This is a genomic window from Zunongwangia sp. L-65 (genome assembly GCF_056859415.1).
Genome location: NZ_JBSXOK010000049.1, coordinates 40,512 through 62,147, shown reverse-complemented (window position 1 = coordinate 62,147; position 21,636 = coordinate 40,512). Strand labels below are relative to the sequence as shown.

At 36.2% G+C, this 21,636-nt stretch carries 16 protein-coding genes; 7 read left to right on the top strand and 9 right to left on the bottom strand.

The genetic code is table 11. The features are described 5' to 3' along the window. Positions 1-58: 58 nt before the first annotated feature. Genes AC13DP_RS06530 through AC13DP_RS06515 form a run of 4 tightly spaced genes read right to left on the bottom strand, consistent with a single transcriptional unit; the run spans position 59 to position 7,083 of the window. Positions 59-1,669: an OmpA family protein gene (locus tag AC13DP_RS06530; protein ID WP_483067454.1), complete on the bottom strand. Its 1,611-nt coding sequence runs from the start codon at positions 1,667-1,669 to the stop codon at positions 59-61. Between the two features lie 11 nt (positions 1,670-1,680). Beyond that, positions 1,681-2,619, bottom strand: coding sequence for a PorP/SprF family type IX secretion system membrane protein (locus tag AC13DP_RS06525; protein ID WP_483067453.1), 939 nt, complete (start codon positions 2,617-2,619; stop codon positions 1,681-1,683). Between the two features lie 22 nt (positions 2,620-2,641). Beyond that, entirely contained in the window at positions 2,642-4,066 is a 1,425-nt protein-coding gene (locus tag AC13DP_RS06520) for a T9SS type B sorting domain-containing protein (protein ID WP_483067452.1), read from the bottom strand. Beyond that, positions 4,000-7,083 (bottom strand): hypothetical protein, encoded by a 3,084-nt coding sequence (locus AC13DP_RS06515; RefSeq protein ID WP_483067451.1) that lies wholly within the window; start codon positions 7,081-7,083, stop codon positions 4,000-4,002. The genes AC13DP_RS06520 and AC13DP_RS06515 overlap by 67 nt, the downstream gene beginning before the upstream one ends. A gap of 248 nt (positions 7,084-7,331) precedes the next feature. On the opposite strand from AC13DP_RS06515, the gene AC13DP_RS06510 reads away from it, so the two are divergent. Genes AC13DP_RS06510 through AC13DP_RS06485 form a run of 6 tightly spaced genes read left to right on the top strand, consistent with a single transcriptional unit; the run spans position 7,332 to position 13,229 of the window. Continuing rightward, positions 7,332-8,210 (top strand): tetratricopeptide repeat protein, encoded by an 879-nt coding sequence (locus AC13DP_RS06510; RefSeq protein WP_339810575.1) that lies wholly within the window; start codon positions 7,332-7,334, stop codon positions 8,208-8,210. Between the two features lie 54 nt (positions 8,211-8,264). Next, positions 8,265-9,617, top strand: a complete 1,353-nt coding sequence (locus AC13DP_RS06505; RefSeq protein WP_339810573.1) for a UDP-N-acetylmuramate--L-alanine ligase — start codon at positions 8,265-8,267, stop codon at positions 9,615-9,617. Positions 9,618-9,671: 54 nt separating this feature from the next. Continuing rightward, on the top strand, positions 9,672-10,370 hold the full coding sequence (gene radC / locus AC13DP_RS06500) for a RadC family protein (protein ID WP_013073282.1): 699 nt from the start codon (positions 9,672-9,674) through the stop codon (positions 10,368-10,370). Positions 10,371-10,381: 11 nt separating this feature from the next. Continuing rightward, a complete protein-coding gene (locus AC13DP_RS06495; protein WP_339810571.1) occupies positions 10,382-11,671 on the top strand; it encodes a polysaccharide deacetylase family protein in 1,290 nt (429 codons plus the stop codon). Then, a complete protein-coding gene (locus AC13DP_RS06490) occupies positions 11,658-12,347 on the top strand; it encodes a YjjG family noncanonical pyrimidine nucleotidase (protein WP_013073280.1) in 690 nt (229 codons plus the stop codon). Before AC13DP_RS06495 ends, AC13DP_RS06490 begins: the two co-directional genes overlap by 14 nt. 57 nt (positions 12,348-12,404) lie before the next feature. Then, a complete protein-coding gene (locus AC13DP_RS06485; protein ID WP_013073279.1) occupies positions 12,405-13,229 on the top strand; it encodes a hypothetical protein in 825 nt (274 codons plus the stop codon). On the opposite strand, the gene AC13DP_RS06480 is transcribed toward AC13DP_RS06485, so the two are convergent. Then, positions 13,226-14,500, bottom strand: a complete 1,275-nt coding sequence (locus tag AC13DP_RS06480; protein WP_013073278.1) for a replication-associated recombination protein A — start codon at positions 14,498-14,500, stop codon at positions 13,226-13,228. The genes AC13DP_RS06485 and AC13DP_RS06480 overlap by 4 nt on opposite strands. Before the next feature lie 86 nt (positions 14,501-14,586). On the opposite strand from AC13DP_RS06480, the gene AC13DP_RS06475 reads away from it, so the two are divergent. Then, the gene (locus tag AC13DP_RS06475) at positions 14,587-15,333 is read left to right on the top strand and encodes a rhomboid family intramembrane serine protease (protein WP_013073277.1); all 747 of its coding nucleotides are present in this window, start codon (positions 14,587-14,589) and stop codon (positions 15,331-15,333) included. Positions 15,334-15,607: 274 nt separating this feature from the next. Here the strand turns inward: AC13DP_RS06475 and AC13DP_RS06470 are convergent, their stop codons facing one another. The 4 genes from AC13DP_RS06470 to AC13DP_RS06455 form a co-directional block, all read right to left on the bottom strand. Continuing rightward, the gene (locus AC13DP_RS06470) at positions 15,608-15,748 is read right to left on the bottom strand and encodes a hypothetical protein (protein WP_013073276.1); all 141 of its coding nucleotides are present in this window, start codon (positions 15,746-15,748) and stop codon (positions 15,608-15,610) included. Positions 15,749-15,871: 123 nt separating this feature from the next. Continuing rightward, complete coding sequence (locus tag AC13DP_RS06465) at positions 15,872-16,567, bottom strand: hypothetical protein (RefSeq protein WP_013073275.1); 696 nt, start codon at positions 16,565-16,567, stop codon at positions 15,872-15,874. 80 nt (positions 16,568-16,647) lie between these two features. Then, positions 16,648-18,093, bottom strand: a complete 1,446-nt coding sequence (locus tag AC13DP_RS06460; RefSeq protein ID WP_013073274.1) for a SusD/RagB family nutrient-binding outer membrane lipoprotein — start codon at positions 18,091-18,093, stop codon at positions 16,648-16,650. Between the two features lie 11 nt (positions 18,094-18,104). Further along, the gene (locus AC13DP_RS06455; protein ID WP_013073273.1) at positions 18,105-21,266 is read right to left on the bottom strand and encodes a SusC/RagA family TonB-linked outer membrane protein; all 3,162 of its coding nucleotides are present in this window, start codon (positions 21,264-21,266) and stop codon (positions 18,105-18,107) included. Between the last annotated feature and the right edge of the window lie 370 nt (positions 21,267-21,636).

The window sequence follows — 21,636 nt, the reverse complement described above, 5'->3', positions numbered from 1 at the left end:
TTGTAATAAAAAAAGCTCCGGGATTACCGGAGCTTTTAATTTATTCTTAGAGATGCAATTAATCTTCTACAACTTCCATTGTAGTAAATGTAATTACACTTCTACGGTTTTTAGCATATTCTTCTTCAGAACATCCTCTCTCTTCAGTACAATCGTTTACCGGTTGAGATTCACCGTAACCTTTAGTCGTAATATTATTAGAAGAAATACCATGAGCTACTAAGTAGTCTTTTGTAGCATCAGCTCTTCTTTGTGACAACTTAAGGTTGTACTCTTCAGTACCTCTAGCATCGGCATGAGAAGCGATTCTAATTTCAGTTGCATCGCTACCTTTAAGAATGTCGATTACTTTATCTAAAACTTCCTGATATTCTTCAGTTACTTTAGATTTATCGAATTCGAAGTAAATTCTATTTTCGTGAGGAATATCAATTTGTCTTGTTTTCTTAACGTATTTAGTTCTTGTGAAAGAATAAAGATTATCGTTACCACTTCTATTAGAAGTTAGGAAACCTTTTTTCTCTCCCTCGTTAATGATGAAAGCGAAATCGTCATAAGCACTGTTTACAGAGCTTCCTAAGTTTTCAGCTTCAGAATAATTTCCTTGAGATTTGTAAACGTCTAGATTACCAAATCCTAGGTGACCATCTGAAGCGAAGTAAAGAATGTTGTCCTCACTTACAAAAGGAAACTGCTCTCTATGCTCAGTGTTAATTCCAGGACCTAAGTTCTCTGGAGTCCCATATGTCCCATCTTCGTTGATAGCAACCTTGTAAAGGTCAAAAGATCCTTGTCCACCTGGCATATCACTAGCAAAGAAAAGCGTAGAACCATCAGGGCTTAATGCAGGATGTTCTGTAGAATATTCTTCACTAGTAAAAGGAAGCGCTTCAACATTTGTCCATTCACCGTCAACTAATTCGGCTTTATAAATTCTGATGTTAGCTACTCTTAAGCCTTCTTCAGTTTTAAAGCGTTTTTCGTTGGTTCTGTCAAAATACATGATTGTTCCTTCTTTGTTGAATGCTGCTGAACTTTCATGTTCATCTGTATTAATAGCGTCAGAGAAAAGAACAATATTGCTAATCTCACCTTCTTCAGAAATTTCACCTGTATATAAATCTAATGCAGGTTTTTTGTTCCAAGGGTAGATAGGACGAGCTGTATTTCTAGTTGAAGCAAAAGTGATTTTGTCTTCACCAAAATAAGAGATTCCAAAATCTGAAGATGCAGCATTTTCAGCTGGAAGCATTTCTGGCTCGTAGATGTAAAGGTTGCTAGAGTCTACAATGCTTTCTTCAAATTCAGTAATATCTACATCTTTATCGTAATAAGAAGCGAAATATTTATCTGCTTCATCATCCTGGCCTGTAGCACGAAGAGAATGAGCATATCTAAATTCGTATTCTGGCTCTACTGTAGCTTCATATCTGGAGAATAAAGTTCCATAAACTTCAGCTGCGTTTTGCATTTGATTTGTGTAGAAATAGGCGTCTCCAAGATTCTGAAGAACTTCCTGGTTCTTATCTACCACACCTTCGTAGGTCGAGGCAGCATCTACATAAGCACGCTGAGCAAAAAGCTTGTCTGCTTTCCTAATTTCGGCCTTTTGACCGAAAGCTGCGATGCTTACAAGAAGTATTATTAATGTGCTATAAATGTTTTTCATATTAATCTTTTTTAGAAGAATCTAGGAGACTTGTCGTATCCTTTGTTTAAACCGAATAAATCTATATCGAACAATACCATGATCTCATGTGTACCGTCGTTGTAGTTTCCAAAATTCGTAGTAGTATAATCGTAAGCATATCCTACACGAAGTTGAGGAGTGATCTTAAAGTTCACTAATCCTGTTACAGATTCGTCGAATCTATATCCAAGACCAGCTTCTAAGCGATTGTATAAAAGAACATTTGCTGTTACATCTACAGATAAAGGAGAGTCTTGTACCCCTCTAGCCATAAATGCTGGTTTTAATTTCACATTTTGACTAAGATCAAATACGTAACCCCCAGTAATATAATAGTGAATTTCTTCTTCGCCAATTCCCTGAATACCTTGTGAATTTTCAAGGTGAGTAGCAGTGAATAGGTTAGGAGCAGAAACACCTAAATAATAGTTGTCACTAAACCAGAATGCACCAACACCAAATACAGGAAATGCTTCACTGTAATTTTCAAAAGCGGCATCTATTGGATGGTTAAGATTAATTCCGTTTGTGTTAGAATCGAAGGTTGTAACCCCTGCTTTAGCACCAAAAGATAATTTACTGTTTTGGCTTATTGGTAAAACATAGGCGAAATCTGCTGTGATGTTATTTTCTTTTACCCAGTCTCCAACTTCGTCATTAACTACTGTTAAACCAAGTTCAATTCGTTCACTAATTGGAGTGTGAGCGAAGAAGTTGGCGGTGCGAGGTGCACCGTCAACATTTACCCACTGAGCTCTATATATTCCCCCAAGGTTTAATATCCCTGGATCATCTGTTGCATACGCAGGGTTCACTACGCTCATGTTATACATGTATTGTGTGAATACTGGATCTTGTTGAGACATACCTTTTATAGAAAAAAGGATAATGCCTATAAATATTAGGTATTTTGTGATTGTATTTTTCATTTCTTTCTAGTGTTTATCCTGATTATCTGCTTAAGTATACTTTTCCTTGTCTAGCAGGAGTTGATCCGTCATTAAACTCAATCACGTAGAAGTATACTCCCACAGGTAGTACATCATCTCCAAGAGAAGATTCAGTTGGAGTACCATCCCAGTTTGGAGTACTAGCATTTCCTTTGTAAACCATATTACCCCATCTATTATAGATCTCTATCTCGTAATTTGGATATTCATCTTCTAGATATTGGATATCGAAAGTGTCGTTTAGACCATCATCATTTGGAGAAATACCTTCCGGGAATACAAGTGCACATTCTGTAAAGTTTACTGTATAAGCTAATCTTTCAGTACTCTCACATCCAGTAGTGCTATTGTAGGCACTAGCATAATAGGTCATGCCATCTACTAAGAGAGCGCTCTCGCTTATAGCACTTCCGCCTTCAGCAGCATCATACCAAGTGATATCTCCACTACTTGTAATTCCATCAGTTAAGTAAGCAACAGTTCTTTCGTCGTACTCACAAATTTCGAATTGACTAGCATCGATTGTTGGAGTTCCTGGATCGTTAACTGTTACATTAATTGCAGCAGTTACTGATTCACATCCGGAGTCGTTAAACTGCGTTGCATAGTATGTTCCTGAAGTTAATACATCTGTAGCCGCAAGCATATTCGAAGCATTGGCATCAGAATAATAAGTGACATTTTGACCAGCAATGTTAAGATCTGCAACAGTAGCGCCTTCAGCAGCACAGAAACTCATATCTGAAACAGCTGGTGCATCAGGAAGGTCATTAACAGTAACAGTAAGTGTAGCGGTTTCATTACCACATTCATTAATTGTAGTTACCGTATAGGTGAACGTAAAGTCTCCTACTGTCGTTGGATCGAAAGTTGTTACCGTGTTATCATCTTCATCTGTAAAAACACCTCCTGGAGACGCATCCGAGTTTAAGTAATCTGCTAATGTTATTTCGTTATCATTCTCACAAACTGAAATACTCATGTCTGTGCCTGCAGTTACCGTTTCAAGAACGGTTACCGTGAATGTTGTTGAAAGTGGTCCATTTACGCAAGGAGCACTATCATCAAGAGAATAAGTTACGGTATATTCACCTGGAGTAGTTTCGTTGAAGATACCGTCAGTATATCCTTCAAAAGTACCTGTGTTATTTACTCCATCTCCTAAAATAGTGTAAAGATCAGTTTCAACGTTAGAACAGAAGGTTTGATCTTCTATTTCTCCTATACTGTCTGTACTAAACACATTGATAGTAAAGGTAGCCGAATCAGAAGTTCCTGCATTTACACAAGAATCATTTTCGTCTACAGTATAAGTTACGGTGTATGCTCCTGCGGCAGTAGCCATGAACATTCCATCACTTAGCATATCTCCTGTGAACTCACCAGAAGTGATCGCATGATCAGAAAGATAAGGTGAAAGATCCATAGACTCGTTTCCACAAGCATCGAAAGCCATATCATCTCGTGCATTAGCATCGCGTGGAGTGTTAACATTGATGGTAAAGGTAGCCGAGTCAGAAGTTCCTGCATTAACACAAGAATCATTTCGTCTACAGTATAAGTTACGGTATATGTTCCAGCAGCAGTAGCCATGAACATTCCATCAGTTACCATATCTCCTGTGAACTCACCAGAAGTGATCGCATCATCAGAAAGATAAGCTGAAAGATCGATAGACTCGTTTACACAAGCATCGAAAGCCATATCATCTCCTGCATTAGCATCCGCTGGAGTGTTAACAGTGATGGTAAAGGTAGCCGAGTCAGAAGTTCCTGCATTAACACAAGAATCATTTTCGTCTACAGTATAAGTTACGGTATATGTTCCAGCAGCAGTAGCCATGAACATTCCATCAGTTACCATATCACCTGTGAACTCACCAGAAGTGATCGCATCATCAGAAAGATAAGCCGAAAGGTCGATAGACTCGTTTACACAAGCATCGAAAGCCATATCATCTCCTGCATTAGCATCCGCTGGAGTGTTAACAGTGATGGTAAAGGTAGCCGAGTCAGAAGTTCCTGCATTCACACAAGTATCATTTTCGTCTACGGTATACGTTACGGTATACGTTCCAGCAGCAGTTGCCATGAACATACCATCTGTAACCATGTCGCCTGTGAATTCACCATAAGTGCTTGCATCATCAGAGAGATATGCATCAAGATCTATATTTTCATTAAGACAAGCTGTAATTTCAGCATCTTCACCTGCATTAGCATCGGCAGGATTGTTTACTGTGATCGTGAAGGTAGCAGAATCTGAAGTTCCTGAAGTAATACAGTTGTCTTGATCATCTACAGTATAAGTTACCGTATAAGTTCCAGCAGTGGTAGCAGTGAAAGAAGTTCCAGTCACACCGTTACCAGTAAATTCTCCCGAATCATTAGCATCAGCACTTAAATAAGAAAGAAGATCAATAGTTTCATTTGTACAAACATCGAAAGCCATGTCATCTCCTGCATTAGCATCAGCTGGAGTGTTAACAGTGATGGTAAAGGTAGCCGAGTCTGAAGTTCCTGCATTTACACAAGAATCATTTTCGTCTACAGTATAAGTTACGGTATATGTTCCAGCAGCAGTAGCCATGAACATTCCATCAGTCACCATATCTCCTGTGAACTCACCCGAAGTGATCGCATCATCAGAAAGATAAGCCGAAAGGTCGATAGACTCGTTTACACAAGCATCGAAAGCCATGTCATCTCCTGCATTAGCATCCGCTGGAGCGTTTACAGTGATGGTAAAAGTAGCCGAGTCAGAAGTTCCTGCCGTTACACAACTATTACTGGTATTTACAGTATAAGTTACGGTATATGTTCCAGCTGTAGTTACAGAAAAAGATGTTCCGGTAACACCGTCACCAGAGAATTCACCGGTTAATAATGCATCGTCACTTAGATAATCGGTAAGTTCTATAGTTTCAGTAGTACATGAAGTGATGTCCATATCGTCACCAGCTTCAGGTGTTACTGCAGGGGTAATAGTTACTTCAAAAGGAGTAGCATCTGAAATACAAGAACCATTAGTTGCCGCAGCGTAATATGTTCCGTTGGCTAAAGCAGTTGTAGGATCAAGAGCTGTAGTTAACGAAGCATCATCAAAAACTTCTACGTCATCGGCAGTTCCTAAGTCAGCAACGGTAGCGTTATCAATTTCACAGAATTCCTGATCTGCGATTACTGGAGCATCAGGTTGTTCAGAAATTATTACTTCGAATGAAGTAGCATCTGAAACACAAGAAGCATTAGTTGCTGTAGCATAGTATGTTCCATTGGTTAAGGCAGTTGTAGGATCAAGAGCTGTAGTTAAAGACGCATCATCGTAGATGTCAACATTCGTATCCGCACCTAAATCTGCTACAGTAGCATTGTCAGTTTCACAAAATTCCTGATCTGCGATAGCTGGAGCATCAGGTTGTTCTGTAAGTGTAATTGTGAAAGAAGCTTCATCTGCAGTACAATCATCTTCTACCGCGTAAGTCACGGTATATGTTCCAGCAGCGTAATTTGCAGGATCGAATTGACCGTTAAGGTTTGTCCCTTCTAAAGTAAATGTACCATCAGTATCAGCATCTGTAGAAAGAAGTGTGGATAAATCAAGAACGGCATCATTAGAACATAATGCAACGCTGTTATCATCCCCAGCATTAACAGGGGCTATAACGGTTACAGTAACTTCTAATCGATCTTCACTTTCTGTAGGAGGAAGTGGAGAGTCCACGTTGTTAATAATCTGAGTAGCATAATAGGTTTCTCCATCAACTAATTCTACCGTATCATCTAAGTTTGGATTAGAAGTAGCTGTGCTGTACCAACGGATCGCCTGAGTGTTCTCACTGGTTCCTTGAGCCACTAAATCACCTACAGTCGCTCCGGCACAAAAAGTTTGTGCTGCATCTCCTGTTGGAGCAACGGCTACGATAGGATCATATCGCATTGCCAATCTTGCAGATGGACAGCCTCCATTGTCGATTCCAACAAAATAAGAGTTTTCAGCGATTAGTTCGGTAGTCCCGCTTAAAGGAGTTTCTGCATACTGTTGAGCAAAAACAACAAGGTTATCACCTGGGTTGTCTTCCTGAAGGGTAGCAATTAAATCATCTACGTTATAAGAATCTGCAGGAGATCCTAAAGCAGGTGAAAATGTAGTTCCGTATCCACTTACGGGAGCCGGAGAAGAATCTACATTAACTGTTACTTCAATTCTGGTAGTACAATTCCCATCAGCATTCCCAACATAATACACGGTATTCTCCAATAATTCATTGGTAGGAATAGGCGTAGTAGATGTTTCGGTTCTGTAAATGGTAGTTCCATCAGTGTTTATATCACCTACGGTTTGTAGGTAACAGAAACTCTGATTAGAGGGAGTGTTTGCAGTAGTAGGACATCCAGTTTGTCCATACATTGATAAACCTCCCATAAATAGTACAAAGGACAAAAGGAACAATTTAGTCCCCCTAATCCTCAAAGTAAAATTTTGCATAGGCTAGGTGTTAAATTCGAATAATAAATAATAAAGTTAAAATATTTGTAGCACAAATATTAAAATAATTTTTAATATGTACGTTGTAAAAGTGTTGCTATTTACTAATTATTAGTATTTTTCCCCTAATAATTGGATTTGTGTTAAAATCCTTTTGAAGAAAATCTTAAAATTTGTATTCAATTTCTTAAAAAAATTAACGATTGCAGGTAAAAAGACTATTTTTTGTTCTCTTAATAGGGGCAAGTTTTTCCGCTTTTTCGCAGAAAAAATTAGAAATTGTAGAAACTTTGTTAGCCGAAAATAAAATTCTTCACGCGAAGGATTTTTTAAAAGAGAATTATGCTGATTCGGAATACGGAAAACTCTATTTGGGGGATATTAATAGCCATCTGAAACAATGGGATAGTGCTATAAGTTATTATCAGGAATTGTTGGAGTTAAAACCAGATTGCGCACTTTATAATTTTAAACTAGGCGGTGCTCTTGGGATGAAAGCTATGGAAATAAGTAAATTCCAGGCTGCATTTTTAATTCCAGATATTAAAAAGTATCTGGAAAAAGCGGTAAGTTTAGATCCTAATCATGTAGAAAGTCATCGAGCTTTATCACAATTATATCTTGAATTGCCTTCGATGCTAGGAGGTGATTTTGAAAAAGCCTTATCTCAAGCCAAAAAAATAAAGCAGCTAAGCAGGTTGGACTACTGCATTGCTATGGCTTTTATTTATGCTTATAAAGATAATACTGTGACTGCTGGAGATTTTATAAATAAAGCTATACAGGAGGCAAAGAAAGATCCCTCTTTATTAATTAGGAACTACCTGTATTTTGAATTAGCTCAGGAGGCTGTGCGCTTTCAGGTGGCTTCTTCAGAAGTTGATGAGTTAATGGCAAAGTTTGTAAAAGGTTTTAATTATCTGGATCTTAAAACACCTGCCGAAGCTTATCTTAAATTAGCACAACTTTCAAAAAAACAAGGAAATAAGATAGGAGCTAAAAAATATATTACAAAATCTTTGGAATATGATGCTGAAGCCGAGGTTGCTTTAGAACTTCAGGAAGATATTAAGGATATGTAATGTATAGCTTCTCTTTTAATACAGCAATAATTACATTTGCTGAAAATCGATATAATGAACATTCATTTTATAGCTATTGGCGGGAGTGCGATGCATGCTTTAGCCATAGCACTACATAAAAAAGGTTTTAACGTTGCTGGAAGTGATGATGCTATTTTTGAACCGTCTAAATCTGCCCTTGAAAAATCCGGGATTTTGCCATCAAATCCTGGTTGGTTTCCAGAAAAAATTACTCGCGATCTCGATGCCGTGATCCTTGGTATGCATGCCAAGAAAGATAATCCTGAACTTCTCAAGGCCCAGGAATTAGGTATAAAAATATATTCTTATCCAGAGTTTATCTTCGAGCAATCCAAGACAAAAACCCGAGTGGTAGTTGGTGGTTCTCATGGTAAAACGACAATTACCAGTATGATTTTGCATGTAATGCATTATCACGATCGGCAGGTAGATTATATGGTTGGGGCACAATTAGAAGGATTAGAGAATACTATTCAGCTTAATGATGATAATGATTTTATTGTCATTGAAGGGGATGAATATTTATCCTCAGCTATAGATCTCCGACCAAAATTTCATCTTTATGAACCTAATATAGCATTGTTAAGCGGTATTGCCTGGGATCATATTAACGTATTTCCTACCTATGAAGATTATATAGAGCAGTTTAGGATTTTTGTAAGCAAGATAGTTAATGGTGGTATACTGGTATATAATGAAGAGGAACCCGAATTAAAGAAGATGGTTGAAAATAGCACTAATCCTATTCGAAAACATCCTTACCATACTCCCGAATATTACATAGAGGATGGTGAGACAATTTTGGTAACACCAGAAGGAGATATGCCTTTAGAGATTTTTGGAAAGCATAATCTTAGTAATCTTGCAGGAGCTAAATGGGTTTGCCAGCATATGGGGATAGATGAGGAAGATTTCTATGAGGCTATAGCAAGCTTCAAAGGAGCTTCAAAAAGACTTCAGAAAATTAAGGAATCTAGTGATTTTATCGCTTTTAAGGATTTTGCCCATAGCCCTTCTAAAGTAAACGCCAGTTTGAAAGCAGTAAAGGAACAGTTCCAGGGTAAAAAAATAATTGCTTGCTTAGAGCTTCATACCTTTAGTAGCTTAAACGAAGATTTTATTACTGAATATAAAAATTCACTTAATGCAGCAGATGAAGCTATTGTTTTTTACTCTTTGGAAGCCGTGACTCATAAAAATTTGAAGCCTATTTCTTCTGCGATTATAACATCTGCTTTTGGAAGAGACGATCTAAGAATTATTACTGAAACGGCAGATTTAGAAAATTACCTTAAAACATCGAATTTCGATAATTCAGTCTTACTTTTTATGAGTAGCGGAAATTACGGAGGAATAGATTTAGAGCAACTGGTAAACGAATTATAAAATTAATTGGTAAAAAATCTTTATTGCTCTCGTAATCTATTGTATTTTAATGGTATGGAAGAGCAATCAAAAGGCTTGAGTATTAAAAAGTGGGCTATAGACGATAGGCCTCGGGAAAAATTACTTAAAAAGGGGAAGCTTGCTTTAAGTGACTCTGAATTAATAGCTATTTTAATAGGTTCTGGTAATCGTAAAGAAACCGCAGTAGAGCTTAGTAAACGAATTTTAGCAGCTACCCAAAATAATCTTAGCGAATTAGGGAAACTTTCTGTTGGCCAGCTTTGTAAGTTTAAAGGAATTGGAGAAGCGAAAGCAATTACTATAATCGCTGCTTTAGAGCTTGGCCGAAGAAGACGTTTAGAAAGTGCCTTAGAAAGAATCAAAATCACATCAAGCAGATCTGTTTTTGAATTAATGCAGCCCTTAATTGGTGAATTACCACACGAGGAATTTTGGATTATTTATTTAAATAATTCCAATAAGGTGATTGATAAGCTTCAACTCAGTAAAGGTGGAATTACAGGAACATTAGTAGATGTAAGGCTTACGATGAAAAAGGCTTTAGAGCTTGGAGCCGTTGCTATAATCCTTGCGCACAATCATCCTTCCGGAACTTTAAAACCTAGTATAGCTGATAAGAATTTAACCCAAAAACTAAAGATTGCTTCAGAAAGTCTGGATATAAAAGTGCTGGATCATATAATTGTAACTGAAATGTCCTATTTTAGCTTTGCAGACGAAGCGATCTTATAAAACTACCCTCAATGCTACTGGTCTACACTCAAAAAGTTACTCCGAGAATTATCTATATCTTTAAGCATATCTGTACTAATATGCTTGGGATTCAGATAAAATTTACTTCTAAAATCGAAGAGTTTGTAGCGCATGATGGCTTTAAAATGTCCTACGGAAAACAAGCTTTGGGAAACGAGTTTTTTATTCAGAATACCGATATTTTATTAGAGCATGGTTTTGGGGAATTAGAGATAAAAGTACAGCCATGGGGTAATACCGTTTGTTTCTTTCCCGTTAGCGAAAATAGTGATTTGCCTTTCGATATTTTTGCGGCATCCTTTTATTTACTTACCCGTTACGAAGAATATCTGCCACATGTAAAAGATGAAGCGGGCAGATTTCCGGTTTCAGAAAGTCTTGCCTATAAAGAGAGTTTTTTAAAAACTCCGGTTGTAGATCTCTGGGTACAGAATTTTAAAAAGGTTTTAAAGGATAAATTCCCAGAGATGGAATTTAAAAATGCCCAGTTTCAGGTAGAAAGTATTTTTGCGGTAGCACAAGGATTTGTGTTTAATAATAAAGGGATTATTAGAAGTGTGGTTGGTTGGGGCAATGATCTTATGAAGTTACATTTTCATCGTTTTTTTGATCGTGTAAAATCCTGGATGAAGATAAAGAAAGATCCATTTGATGTTTTTGATGATTTAGTCTCCCTTATAAAAAAGCATTCAATTTCAGCAATATTCATGTTTAAAGTATCCGACTTTACTTTGTATGATAGGAATATAAATTATAACAGGATCCCATATCGATCTAATATAAAATATGTTTCAGATTATGCTAAAATCGGTTTGCTGTTAGGGCACTATTCTTCACAAACTTTAAAAGTACTTAAGACAGAAAAATTCCGTTTAGAAAATATTATCCATTATCCATTAGAAAATGTTTTAAATGCCCGTTATGATTTAGGAATTCCAGAACATTTTAATACCCTGGCAGAATTGGAATTTGACAACGATTACTCTATGGGCTATCCAGACGATCTGGGTTTTAGGGCGGGAACTAGTTTTTCTTATTTGTTTTATGATATTAATTTAGAAATTACCAGTCCGCTTAAAATACACCCTTATATTTTTAATTCTAATGTGGGAAAAAAATATGGTTCTGAAGAATTGAAAAAGGAAATCGCTAAAATTCATGAAAGGGTCAAAGAAGTAGACGGAACTTTTAGGGCGATTTTTAAGAATGAGGATTTTTCTGAATATTACAATAATAAAAGATATTATTCACTATTAAAGCAGATTCATGAAATTGAATAATATAGCACATGTTTTTTTTGATTTGGACCATACCTTATGGGATTTCGATAAAAACTCGGCGCTTACTTTCGAATATATTTTTAAACTGAATCAAATTGATCTGGACCTTCCACGGTTTTTGGAAATTTATATTCCTATCAATTATGAATATTGGGAGAATTATCGAAAAAATCTGGTGTCTAAAGAAAAATTGCGTTACGGTAGATTAAAAGATTCTTTTGTGGCGCTTTCCTATCAGGTTGAAGACGTAATGGTAAATAAATTAGCTAACGATTATATTCTTTATCTTTCTGAATATAATCATCTATTGGAAGGCGGAATAGAAGCATTAGATTATCTTTCTAAAAAATATAAGCTTCATATTATTACTAACGGATTTGAAGAAGTTCAGCATAGAAAACTGAAGAACTCTAATATCCTAAGCTATTTTGATACCATCACTACTTCTGAGGAAGCAGGAGTAAAAAAGCCACACCCTGATATTTTTGATATCTCCTTAAGAAAAGCAAATGCAATACCGCAAACATCAGTAATGATAGGTGATAATTATGAAGCTGATATTATTGGTGCTGCCGATTTTGGTTTGCAGACGATTTATTTTGACTATTACAATAAGTCGACCTATAATGATGTTATAGGTTTGAATAATTTAAAAAATATTAATCTGTATCTCTAATTTAGGTAATACAAGCCATATTTGTTATTTTACACCGATTTTTAAATACTTATAATTATGAAAAAACTTTTAGTTTTATTCGCGATATTCTTTACGGTAATTACTTATGGGCAAAAAAGTGTTAACGATTATAAATATGTAATCGTACCTGAAAAGTTTGAATTTGCCAAAGAGAAAAATCAGTATCAGCTTAATGCATTGACCAAATTTTTATTAGAAAAATATGGCTTTTCAACCGTAATGAAAAGCGCAGAAAAGCCGGCAGAACTGCAATCTAATAATTGTCTGGCACTGGAAGCTGATGTTCAGAATAATTCAGGACTGTTTGTTACTAAGATGGTTTTTCAGCTAAAAGATTGTTATGGGAATGTGGTGTATGCTTCGGAAGAGGGTAGGAGTAGAGAGAAGGACTATAAAAAAGCTTATCATGAAGCTTTAAGAGATGCTTTTACCTCTTTAGAGGATCTAAATTATACATATAGCGAAGACCCAATAGTTGCCGAAACTCCAAAAAAAGAATCAGTAGCAGTTTCTAGTACCACTGAAGCGACCAATGCAGCAGAGAAAGAAGTTGAAGACGTTGAGCAAAATGAAATGGACGTAGAAGATGCTACTATAGGAGCAACTAAAGGTAAGTTTTATACCAATGACAAGGCTCTTTATTTTTTAGAAGAAAACGAATCGGGTTACGGTTTTTATCAAAAAGGAATGGCAGAACCTTTTGCCATGCTCATAGATTCAGATGGATCGGATAATTTTATTTATAACTCCCTAACAAAACAGGGGATGGCTTATTTCGCCGATAACGGGGATCTTGTTGTGGAAATTTTTGATCGTCAGGCCGGTAAGTCTGTTAAAACGACATATAAACTTCAGCATTAGTAATTGTATTTACCAGACCAACGTTTCTTAAGAAATTCGCGCTGTGAGTTTTCTCTGGAATTATTTCCCGGTTCGTAGAGAATGGTATTTCGAATCTCGTCCGGTAAAAATTCAGCTTTAACAAAATTGCCTTCATAGCTATGGGCATATTTGTAATTTTCACCATAGCCTAAATCTTTCATTAGTTTTGTTGGAGCGTTTCTAATTTCCAGGGGTACTGGTAAATTGCCGGTTTTTTTAACCAGGCTCAAAGCTTTACCAATCGCTTCGTACGCCGCATTGCTCTTTGGCGAGGTGGCCAGGTAAGTAGCACATTGGCTTAATATAATCCGGGCTTCAGGGTAACCAATGGTGTTTACAGCCTGGAAGGTATTATTGGCAATAACCAAAGCAGTAGGGTTAGCATTACCAATGTCTTCGCTGGCTAAAATAAGCATTCTTCTTGCGATAAATTTTACATCTTCACCACCTTCAATCATTCGGGCTAACCAATATACCGCTCCATTAGGATCACTACCCCGAATGGATTTTATGAATGCTGAAATGATATCATAATGCTGTTCCCCGGTTTTATCGTAAAGCACAGTGTTTTGTTGTACTTTTTCAAAAACCATATCATTCGTAATTTCAGTGCCTTCATCGCTGGAGTTTACCAGTAACTCAAAGATGTTTAACAATTTTCTGGCATCACCACCACTGAGTCTTAAAATAGCCTCGGTTTCCTTTAATTTGATATTTTTAGAAGCAATTATTTTATCTTCTTTCATTGCCCTGTTTAGCAATGCGATTAGATCTTCTTTAGAAAAGGGTTTTAAAACATATACCTGGCATCTGGAAAGCAAAGCCGAGATGACCTCGAAACTTGGATTTTCAGTAGTAGCACCAATTAAGGTAACCCAGCCTTTTTCTACCGCTCCTAATAGGGAGTCTTGTTGTGATTTACTAAAGCGGTGAATCTCATCGATAAATAGAATCGGACTTTTTGTCGTGAATAATCCATCGCTTCGCTTCGCCTTCTCAATAACTTCACGTACATCTTTTACTCCACTACTAATTGCACTTAAAGTGAAAAAAGGTCGATCTGATTCGTTGGCAATAATATTAGCTAGAGTTGTCTTGCCAACACCTGGAGGTCCCCAAAAAATCATGGAAGGGATAATACCTCGCTTAATTTGTTGGCGTAAAGCACCTTTTTCGCCAATAAGGTGCGTCTGACTCAAATACTGGTCTAATGTTTTTGGTCGAAGTCTCTCTGCTAATGGCTCATTCATTTTGCAAATGTAAAAATTAGAATGACAAAATCTCTGTTAAGTGATATTGGTTATTTTTTTGTAGTATTATTTTAAATCTTTTAAGTGTGAATCGAAAAACTGATTTTAATTTTACCCCGGGTGTAGTGGGCTATCCTGTGCTGTTTATCCTTGCTATCTGGATTGTTTTTTGGATAGAAGTTCGATTTGGGGTAAATTTTAATTATTTGGGGATTTTTCCCAGAAAGCTTAGTGGCTTGTTGGGTATTATTTTTTCACCTTTTATTCATAGTGGAATAAAACATTTATTCAATAATACTATACCGCTTTTTGTGCTTTCAATGGCACTCTTTTATTTCTATAAAAGTATTAGCTGGAAGGTTTTAGGATATGGTTTTTTATTCACTGGCTTTATTACCTGGTTAATAGCAAGACCTGCTTATCATATAGGGGCCAGTGGAATTATTTATTTACTGGCTTCATTTTTATTTTTTAAGGGAATTTTCTCCAAATATTATCGATTAGTTGCGCTTTCGCTAATGGTCGTTTTTCTCTATGGGGGATTGTTATGGTATGTTACGCCGATCGATCCTGAAATTTCATGGGAGGGACATCTTTCTGGGTTAATTGTGGGCTTATTTTTTGCATTTATTTTTAAAAAAAATATAGCAGAACCTCCTAAATATATATGGGAGCATCCTGATTATGATGAAGAAGAGGATGACTTTATGCGGCATTTCGATGAACATGGGAATTTTATAGAAAAACTACCCGATGAAATTACTGAAGATGAGCAGGAGGATAAGATCGAAATCAATTATATCTATAAAGAGCAAAAAAATAAGAAAGATTAAATGCGTTTTGGACTACTTCATAGAAAAAAGGGTTGCAGGCTACAGAAACATTTAAGGATGCATTTTCAGTGTGATGAAGGGTATGTTTAGCTTTTTGATCGCTGATTTATTAGGATAGGATATGGAGGGACTATTTTGGCTTAAGCTCAATAATGATTAGTATAGGCTTTTTAAAGTCGATATTGTTGATTATTCATTAGTTTTTTCTGTAGCGGCAACGTTTTGAATTCCTGTCTACTGAATATAAAAAACGGTATCTTTAATATGATCGCTTTTACAGATAAGGGAGGATAAGTGCGGTTCCCGCTGAAGTTTTTGCGGTCTCTATATTACCCAACATTTTCTGGAATAATAGTCGTATCTGCGCTATATCACTTTGTCGTTCTGAATTTTCAATATTTTCTCTGTTTCTCAATATAGCTATCTATTGTATTTCGAATATTCCAAATCGAAAGTATATTATTTAATAACTTTTATGAAATCAAAAAGAAGAGTAGTTAAACTCTTCTTTTTAATACAGTTGTTTCTGAAAAAGTATTTATAGTGATAGATAATATTCTACAAGGGGAACCATATCTTCAGGTGAATCTATATCGATGTTATTAGTTTTAATGTACTTTGATAATTGATCTTTCTTGTCTTTATATACTTTCAGTAAAGATTTTTCTTTAAGTTTTACTTCTTCATATTTCTTGTTTTTATTTAATATGTAATATTTCGTATCCATGTCATACTCACCAGTTTTTGTATTGTTCTGGCTACTTGTCCATCCATTTGCGTTAGGATCATCGAATTCTTTTTCATACTCAATAATAACTGCTTTGGACGGGGGAGAAACCAATTGATAATACCTTTCTTCATTCTTCTCTTTGTCAAAAGCATTCCCTTCAATTTTAGCAAAGATTACATCACCTTCTTCAGATTTAATTATAAATCCTACAAATTTTGCATCTAACATTTTAAGGGTCTGTCCCGATCCCGCATCCTTATAAACTAGGGAATTGCCATAAGCATCATAGTTTATCTTTTGTGGTGTTGTGGTCTCGCCATTCTCATAAACGCCATAGCCTACTTTGAATTCGTTCATTAAAAATGGAGTAGAATTCCTATTGCTTCTCATAACTTTTACACCGTCGGCAAGATTAGAAGATCCCAGGCTTGTTTGAGCAGTCATTAGAGAAGAAAGTGAAGAAATAAATATAGCGTATACTGCAAAAGTTTTTATTTTTTTCATTATTCGTAGATTAGTGATGAATGTGTTCTAAAATAAAAAAAAACCAGCTAAGTGGCTGGTTTTTAATTGTTAAATAAAATTTATTTAAAAATCCAAAGTTTTGTATTTAACAGATCTGGTCCTTGGGCTTCTATCGCATCATTATAATTTTGTTCGTTTACAGATTGTGCTGTAGCCGGATATCCATCTCTGTCTGGAATGTCTGTTGCATTACTCAATAGATCTTCAGGAGCGGTTAGCTCTTTTTCGTAACCGGCAGCTAACATTCTTCTCCATTCTGCCCAAGAGTCATATCCCTGTAAGTAAAGAGCAACCCATTTTTCATAGCCTATAGATTCCAAACCTGTATATGGATTGGACGCGATATAAGCATTTGCAGCAGAGTCAGAAACTCTCCATTGAGCCATAGAAGCTGCTATTGCATCTTCGTATAAACTTGATGCATCTTCAGAAGTCCATCCTAATGCAGCGGCTTCAGCTCTAGCAAATAAGACCTCTGCATATGTAAACATATATAGTGGAGCTTGCATATTATTAATTATATCTTGAGTAATGAATGAGTAACTATCTGTGTCAGAGTTAGATTTTCCGTAAGGAGCTCCAACAAAAGTACCGCTGTTTAATGCAGGTTCTGCCATTTTAGCTAGTCTGGGATCTTCAGGAGTGGTGGAGTTTCCAGATCCTATCAGAGCATTTACAAAAACATCACTAACTAAATAATCTCTACGGAAACTTGGAGCATAAAACCTATCTTCCCAGGGGTTATCATTATTTTCATCACCTAAGTAAGGGTAAAAAAAGTTTTCTGTATTCGAAGTGATTACGTTACCGAGAGCTTCGTTGAATTTAGTTTTTCCTAATGTAGGATCTGCTTCAGAAAGTCTTAAGCCCATAACCATTTTGAGAGTTTGCCCAAATTGTTCCCATCTTGTCATATCTCCTCCAAATAAGTAATCTCCATTGGGACCACTACCAGCTTCAATCATTCCTAAAGCGGAATCAAGTTCTGCAAAAAGCCCTTTGTAGATTTCTTCCTGAGAATCATAAACAGGAAATTGATTACCCAATCCTCCTAAAGCTTCTGTATAAGGGAGTCTGCCCCAACGGTTCGTCATTCCCTGAAATATATAAACTCTTAATATAGTAGCTACAGCTATTTGGTTTGCATTTGATGCATCACTGGCAGATACTTCTTCTTTAGTTTCCTCATTTGTATTGAGTGCAATTATTCTATTTAAATCGGTTAAAACGCCATACCAGTATTCATATGACCAATTTAGTGTTTGATATCTGGATTCTTCGTCATACTGCCCATTTGATAAGTATTGAACATATAGATTTGGAGTCGTGGCAGCTACGTAATTTGAAACTGCACCTTCGACATTTGATAGTAAAATACTTGGTGAAGCGCTTGTTGGTTCATTTGGGTTTTCGTTTAATGATCCAAATTCGGCTGTTTCGCAGGCAGTAAGAGACATTACTGCTGCTGAAAGCATAACTATCGATTTTTTTATTCTTGTTTTCATGCTTTAAATTTTTAAAATGTTAGACTAATGTTTAGTCCGATAGTTCTTGTGTTAGGAGATTGTCCTCCTTCTGTCCATCCGTACTCTCCTGCTCCTTGGTTATCCTCTAATTCGGATACGTCAATTCCATCAACAGATGTATAAATTAACCAAAGGTTGGTCGCAAATACACCTATGTTTGCCTGTTTGATAAAGGTATTTTCAAGCACATTTTTAGGAATAGTATAGTCTAACCTTGCTTGTCTTAATTTGAAATAAGATGCATCATATAACCATCTTTCATGTAATGCAAATAATCTACCCCAGTATGTTTGGGCTTCTACTAGGTATGAAACAGGCTCCCCTGTGTTGCTGTCTACACCTTCGATCAAGATACCACCTGAGTCTGTATCTGCATCTGCAAGAGCTACCGATGCACCCCCACCTGTTACTGGATCTCTTTGAGGATTTCCTAAGGCATTGTTTCCTATTGTCTCTGCACCTAATCCAGAGTATGCATTAAACATTCTGGTTACAGAGAAAAGTTTTCCTCCTTTTTGGAAGTCGAAATCTAAACCTAAACTAAAGTTTTTAAACGTCATGTAACTTGAAGCACCACCAGTAAAATCTGGAAGAAGGTTACCTAAGTACTGATTTGTGTCGTATTGTGGTGATCCAGTTGAAGATAAAAGAATATTTCCATTATCATCTCGCTGATATGCTCTACCATAAATAGCGCCCCATTCTTCACCCGTTCTTTCTTGTAGCTGAATTCCACGCCAAGTTTCAGCTAACACATTTGTAGTTGTACCATCGGCAATTTTATCTACAGTTCTTTCAAGTGTTGCTAAGTTTGCAGTAAGATCCCAAGTGAAATTATCTGTTTTAATAGGTATTACATTCAAAGCAAATTCCCAACCTTTATACGTCTGCTCACCAGAGTTGGTTAAGAATGAGTTATATCCGGTTGCAGGATCTAGGGTAACTGCAACTGGTAGTTCAGAATCTTTCTTAGTGAAGTAAGTTACATCTAAACCAAACCTACTATTTAGGAATCTAAGTTCAGTACCAAATTCATATTCTTGTCTAACACCTCCAATTAAATTTGGATTGAATAACTGTGATTTTACAGAAAGTTTACCATAACTAGCATAAGGTGTACCAACACTAAAGGTTTCTGAAAGCTGATAAGGATTTGGGAAAAGAGGAGCTTCAGCTATACTAGCTCTTAATTTACCAAAACTAAGGAAATCATTGTTTTCTAATAACTTACTGAATATGAAACTTAAAGATCCACCATAAGTTTCAACTCGATTCGCTTCTGAGTCTGCGGTAGATTGCCAGTCAAAACGAGCAGTTCCATCTATATATAACATATTTCTAAAACCTATAGAAGCTTTTGCAAAAGTGGATTTTCTAGCAAAATCTTCTACATAACTGGAAACATCTGGTCTGCCTGTTGAGGTGTTCAGGCTATAAAAACCTTCAGCGTTTAATCCTCCTGTAGTACTTGCATAAATGCTTTTGTAGTTTTGGTCGTAAATTTCAAATCCTAAACTAGCGCTAATGTCGAAATCTTCAGATAAGTCGGTTTCATAATTTAAAATACCAAATACTTCATCAGTACCTTTAGTATTTTCGCTTTCGGAATAAAAAGGAGTCCCTAAACCTCCAAAAGCAAATCTGTCTGAGCTCTCGTAAGTATTTAGCGTTTTTCTGATCTCTACACTGGCATTTAAGTCATCAGTTATATCGTATGTTAAGCCAAATCTTCCGTAGAATGAATTTTTATCCTGGGGATTTAAATTCTCTTCGGTATCGAAAAAAGGCATGTCCCAATATAGCGGAGAAGTGTTTGTTGGACCGTTAATGTTCCAAGAAACAATTTCTCCATTTCGCCTATAATCTCTTAGACGATCGATATCTAATTGTCTTTGCCACCATTGGTTAAAGTTAGAGGCAATATTTCCGTATCCGTTGTTTGGGAAATTATTAGTTCTTCTATCTTGATAGTTTACGTTTGCAAAAGCAACAAGCTTTTCTGTAATGTCTAAAGTAGCTGAAATAGATCCTTGAACGGTATTTCGTTCTGAGTTTGGAATAATTCCAGTTCTGTCGATTTTAGCTAAGGATGCTCTTACAGAGTAACCTTCTCCCCCTTTAGAAAAGGTAAGATTAGTGTTTGTTGTGATTCCTGTATCAAAGAAATCTCTAACATTATCAGGCTGAGGTGTAAAAGCTCTTAATTTACCGAATTCTGGTGTATTTGGAATCCAAGAATCCCAATGTCTTACCATTTGACCTTCCATCTTAGGCCCCCAACTCTCATCAGCATAATACTCCACCATTTGTTGACCGTCAAAAGAAGCCCAATCTGATGGGTGAATGGAAGGATCGTAATTAAAAGTGTTAAAGTCCTGAGAGTATCCGCCACCGTATTCATTTTGGTAATCAGGTAAGATATATAAACTTTCTATAGCAGTACTGTGATTGATAGTAATATTACTTTGCCCATTTTTCGCACTTTTTGTTGTAATAATGATTACCCCATTTTGCCCTTGAGGCCCATATAAAGCAGTAGCGGCGGCACCTTTAAGTACAGACATGTCTGCAATATCATCTGTAATAATATCTGAAGGATTCTGTACCTTTATGTTGTCTACTATGTAAAGGACACCCGTGTTACCACGTAACCGGATATTGGAGTTACCAAAACCAGAACTGGGTGCTCCTTTAAACTGAACACCTGCTACTTTACCCGCTAAAGCATTGTTAACATTGGTCTCTCTGGATTTCACCAGACTACCTCCATCAACGGTTTGTTGAGCGTAACCTAAACTTTGCTTATCTCTTTTAATACCAAGAGCGGTAACTACAACTTCACTTAGTTGTGATGCATCTTCTTCAAGTGTTACATCTATTGTAGAAACATTTGAAACGGGATACTCAGCCGTTTTTAAACCAATAAAAGAGAACACCAAAATGTCGCCCTCTGTTGCGTCGATAGAATAAACTCCATCAAAATCTGTTTGAACTCCGTTGTCAGTACCTTTTACGATAACATTAACACCTGGGATGGGCAAGCCATCAGAATCGGTAACCGTACCGGTTATGGTGTTTTGTTGGTAGGCAAGAGCTACCTGTGATACCAGTGTTAAAAGAAACACCAGTAGAATCATAGTTTTTTTCTTCATTTTTAAAAATTGTTTGAATTAGCCGTTTCAAAAATGATAATAAAAAGTTAAGAAAGCAATAATAAAGTCTCTACATATGTTAAAATTTATGTTAATTCTGTTTTATTTTAGATATAACTGTTTTTTTATTAAATATTATGTTGATCATATGTGAAAAAACGGAGATAAATACAACCTAAAAATAATGTGTTTTTAAATTTTAATAATTTTATCTAAAAATATCATAAAAGTTTAATGATAATTCGTTTTAGCTTTTTTGATAGGGAGTTTTTTTCTAAAGTTTTTCAATTTTAATATTAACCGTAGTCTTTTGAAGTTCACCCTTTCGTGGTTTTTCGAACGATTTTTTTAGCTATCTATTTTTATAGAT